Origin of the sequence: Cetobacterium sp., assembly GCF_048470075.1 — a bacterium.
Classification (GTDB): domain Bacteria; phylum Fusobacteriota; class Fusobacteriia; order Fusobacteriales; family Fusobacteriaceae; genus Cetobacterium_A.
In genome coordinates, this window is record NZ_DBGBQB010000088.1 from 1 (window position 1) to 3,927 (window position 3,927).

Consider the following 3,927-nt stretch of genomic DNA (forward strand, 5'->3'; position numbering starts at 1 on the left):
GTGGTAACCATATCATTGATTCCATGATAATGCAAAGTAAATAATATATTTTTAGAATGAAATCGTTCAACAATGTTTATATCTATCTCCTCCTATTAGCTATAATTATACAATACTCTCTTCACACATCACCTTAGCTTGTTTTAACACAAGTTCTGTTGCATCCTCTGTATCCTCTGGAGGATAACCATACTTTTTAAGAAGCCTTCTTATAGATCTTCTCATTTGAGCTTGTACACTCTCTTTATCATACCAATCTATAGTCATATTTTTTCTAATAGTCTCTGTCAGCTCTTTTGTTATCTGTACCAGTATATCATCACCTAACATCTCTTTTACTTTTTCATCTCGAGTTAAAGCATCATAGAAAGCTACCTCATCCTCTGTTAAACCAAGTGAGTCACCCTCTTTATGAGTCTCCATAAACTCCTTAGCCATCTTTATAAGTTCTTCCATTATCTCTAAACTTGTTAAAGCCTTATTTCTATAAGAACTCATAGCCTTTTGAAGTCTTTCTGAAAACTTTTCAGCTACCACTAGATTTTTTCTGCTAGAGTATTTAATCTTACCCTCTATTAGTTTTCTTAACATCTCAACAGCTAAATTCTTATACTTTATCTTCTCAACCTCTTTTAAAAACTCATCTGAAAGAATAGATATATCTGGATTATCAAGTCCTAACTGTGAATAAACATCTATAACATCTTCAGATATAATCGTCTTAGCCATAAGTGAAGCTATTTTTTCATTTATCTGAGCCTGAGTTAGTTTTTTAGGATTATCTCCTTTATCCTCAGTTTCTAATTTAATAACACTAGCTTTAACAGCTTTAAAATAACTTATCTCATCATTTAAAGCCTGTCCATCACGAGTTGTTATACATAGAGAATGAGCTTTAGCCAATGCTAAAACATTATCAATAAATCTTTTCTTAATTCCAGGTTCATCATTTTCAAAACCTAAAATGTAATCCATACCCTCTATAATAACTCTAGCTCTATCTAAAGCACTACTGCTTTTATATTTTGAATAATCAAAGTGATGGAATATCTCTTTTACAATCTCATAGTGTTCAATCATAAGAGCTACAGCTTTTTCTGTATCTACTCCAGTTGTCTTTTGATCATTTGGTGTATATTGTCTTAGTGCTTTTTTAAGTGCATCTCCTATTCCAATATAGTCTACAACTAAACCACCAGTTTTATCTTTGTATACTCTATTTACCCTTGCAATAGCTTGCATTAAGTTATGCCCAACCATAGGTTTATCAATATACATAGTATGCATTGATGGAACGTCAAACCCTGTTAGCCACATATCACGAACTATAACAATCTCTAACTCATCACTGTCATCTTTCATTCTATTAGCAAGCTCTTCTCTTTCCTGCTTTGTAGTAAAGTGCTGCTTAAACTCCATAGGATCTTTACTAATATCACTTGTCATAACAACTTTTATTTTTCCCTTAGTCTTATCTTCATTGTGCCACTCTGGTCTTAAACTTACAATCTCGTTATATAAATCCACACATATTTTACGAGACATAGCTACTATCATACATTTTCCAAAAGCATTATTTCTTCTCATCTCCCAATGTTCTATAAAATCCTCTGCCAAAGTTCTTATTCTATTTTGAGAACCGATAATAGCTTCCATTTTTGTAATATCTTTTTTAGTACGTTCAACAGTCATTTTCTCTTGACCTTCCATAATCTCTTCAAACTCACCATCAAGTTCAGATAAAACAGGATATGGAATGTCTAGCTTTATAAATCTATTTTCATAATAGATTTTAACAGTAGCTCCATCTTCAACAGCTCTTGTCATATCGTAAGTATCTATATAGTCACCAAATACAGCAGTTGTAGATTTATCATCAAAGTCTATGGGAGTTCCTGTAAATCCAATATAATTTGCATTGGGAAGTGCATCACGAATATGTTTAGCGTACCCGTATTTACTGTTTCCATCTGCATCCATTTTAGCATCTAATCCATACTGTGATCTATGAGCCTCATCAGCTATAATATATATGTCATTTCTAGTACTAATAGCTTCTACAATCTCTCCAGTTTTAGGAGCGAACTTCTGAATTGTAGAGAATATTATTCCACCACTACTTACATTTAGTAGTTCTTTTAGTCTATCTTTATCATCTGCTTGTTTTGGTGTCTCTATTAGATAACTTTGAGCTTTTGAGAACGTTCCAAAAAGTTGATTATCCAAATCATTTCTATCAGTTAAAACTATAACTGTTGGATTGTTAAACTTTTTCATAAGTTGTCCCGTATAAAATGTCATAGTTAGAGATTTTCCACTACCTTGAGTATGCCAAACGACACCGATTTTTCCATCATTACTACGAGCATCTGCTGTCTTTTCCAGTGCTTTTTTTATGGCAAAGAACTGGTGATACTGAGCTAATATCTTTATCTTTTCATTTTTACTTTGAAGAAACAAGATATAGTCGTGAGTTAATTCTAATACTCTTTCCTTAGATAACATTCCACGAGTTAAAACTTCCATCATTAAAGAGTTTGTATCTGCTATTGTAACTCCATCAATACTTCTAAAGCTCATATATCTCTCTTCATTTGATGATATAGTTCCAGCTTTTGCATTAACTCCATCACTTATAACGATAAAAGAGTTATATTTAAAAAGATCTGTAATCTCATATTTGTATCTTTCAATTTGAGTATAAGCCTCTTTTATACCTACATTGTCATTACTTAGAGATTTTAACTCTATAACTACAAGAGGTAGTCCATTGATAAATAGTATTATATCTGGTCTACGTTTAGATTTTCCCACTATTGTAAATTGATTTACAGCTTGAAACTCATTTTTTTTAATATTTTTAAAATCTACTAAATATATTTTTCCACCAGAACGTTTGTTCCCATCTTTGTCTTGATACTCTCCTACATCCACTCCATTGACTAGCATATTATGAAACTCTTCATTACTTCTAATCAAGTTAGGATGTGAAAGCAGTATTACTTTTCTAATAGCTTCCTCTTTAGCTGAAGATGGCATATTTTTATTTATATTATAAACTGCTTCTCTTAAACTCTCTTCTAATACTACTGAATGATAGTCATCTCTTTCTAGTTTTCTACCATCAATACATTCCCATCCCAAAGATTCTAATATTTCAAGATAGGCTGCTTCTAATTCATCCTCTGTAAAATTCATTGCTACCCCCACTACTAACTTATTTGACTCTTTTCCAACGCTCTTATTTGTTTTATGTAATCTAATAATTCATCCATTTCGTCTACAGAAATTTCATAAATCATTTGAATACTAGTTCCCCAATATTCATGTATTAATCTATTTCTAACTCCTTTTATTCCTTTCCAGTAACTTTTATTATTATAAATTTTAGTTAAAATATCTTTATCCAACTTTTGTATTTGAGTGACAGCTTCTCCTATTTTTTCTAATTGTCTTTCTATATACCCAATACTTTTTTTATCTAGAGCAAAATCGTTAAATGACTTATTTAGCATCTCTTCTTGAATATACTCAATAAACTCTTCAATGTCATAAGTAAACTGTATTATATTTCTTTTGGCTTTAGACATATATCACACTTCCTAGTATTTCTTCTTTTACCTTTTCTTTATAATCTTTTACATCTGGGTTTTTAAACTTATAATCAAAAACACTTTTTTCAACTAAGTCTACTTTTTTTCCAAAAGTATTTTCTAACTCCTCTTGCAAAGCACAAAAATTTCTATACATGCCTTTTTTAAATTCTATTTTTACAATTATATCTATATCACTACTATCAGTTTCTTCTTCCCTAGCATAACTTCCAAATAATCCAATTTCTAAAATTGAATATTTTTCTTTATCCAACGCTTTTAAAACAGATAAAATACTTTCTTTATTAACTATCATTTTATCACCTCATAATAA

The 3,927-nt window shown here is 30.6% G+C and carries 3 protein-coding genes; all 3 read right to left on the minus strand.

Going from position 1 to position 3,927, the window contains the following annotated elements; all coding sequences use genetic code 11:
* Positions 1–105 precede the first annotated feature (105 nt).
* The 3 genes from ACMOUI_RS03340 to ACMOUI_RS03350 are packed head-to-tail and all read right to left on the minus strand — an operon-like array spanning position 106 to position 3,909.
* Positions 106–3,198, minus strand: coding sequence for a type I restriction endonuclease subunit R (locus tag ACMOUI_RS03340; RefSeq protein WP_418964330.1), 3,093 nt, complete (start codon positions 3,196–3,198; stop codon positions 106–108).
* A 14-nt stretch (positions 3,199–3,212) separates the two neighbouring features.
* Positions 3,213–3,590 (minus strand): DUF86 domain-containing protein, encoded by a 378-nt coding sequence (locus tag ACMOUI_RS03345; RefSeq protein WP_418964331.1) that lies wholly within the window; start codon positions 3,588–3,590, stop codon positions 3,213–3,215.
* The gene (locus ACMOUI_RS03350) at positions 3,583–3,909 is read right to left on the minus strand and encodes a nucleotidyltransferase family protein (protein WP_418964332.1); all 327 of its coding nucleotides are present in this window, start codon (positions 3,907–3,909) and stop codon (positions 3,583–3,585) included. Before ACMOUI_RS03350 ends, ACMOUI_RS03345 begins: the two co-directional genes overlap by 8 nt.
* Between the last annotated feature and the right edge of the window lie 18 nt (positions 3,910–3,927).

Coding starts and splice junctions, on each gene's coding strand:
- ACMOUI_RS03340 (WP_418964330.1), bottom strand. CDS start 3,198: ATGAATTTTACAGAGGATGAATTAGAAGCAGCCTATCTTGAAATATTA.
- ACMOUI_RS03345 (WP_418964331.1), bottom strand. CDS start 3,590: ATGTCTAAAGCCAAAAGAAATATAATACAGTTTACTTATGACATTGAA.
- ACMOUI_RS03350 (WP_418964332.1), bottom strand. CDS start 3,909: ATGATAGTTAATAAAGAAAGTATTTTATCTGTTTTAAAAGCGTTGGAT.